This window comes from Methylobacterium frigidaeris (assembly GCF_022179185.1).
Classification (GTDB): Bacteria; Pseudomonadota; Alphaproteobacteria; order Rhizobiales; family Beijerinckiaceae; genus Methylobacterium; species Methylobacterium frigidaeris.
Genome location: NZ_BPQJ01000179.1, coordinates 1 through 293 on the forward strand (window position 1 = coordinate 1; position 293 = coordinate 293).

1 protein-coding gene is annotated in these 293 nt (G+C 72.0%); it reads right to left on the reverse strand.

What is annotated here, in order from left to right; translation table 11 throughout:
* Positions 1-144: 144 nt before the first annotated feature.
* Positions 145-293, reverse strand: a 149-nt coding sequence (locus MFF64_RS38320; protein ID WP_369010734.1) for a winged helix-turn-helix domain-containing protein, incomplete at its 5' end; no start/stop codon positions are given.

The window sequence follows — 293 nt, forward strand, 5'->3', positions numbered from 1 at the left end:
ACTGGAAGCGGCCGTCGCAGCGTCCCGCCGGACGCTGGCCGCGCATCCACCAGCGACGGCCGCTGCGCCCCTTCTGCCCGACCCGCGCCTCGTCCATGAAGAAGAGGCGGATCGGCTGGCCGGGATGGGCCTCGGCAGCGCTCGTCAGCGCCGCGCGGAGCCCCTTTTTGCGAAGGCTGCCGCAGCCTTGGCGTCGCGTTGCGGATGAACCGGGCGGGTCTTCTGCTTCGACAAGCCGAGCCGGCGCACCAGGCGCGACATCGACTGGGGCAGCATGGTCTTGCCGAAGCGGG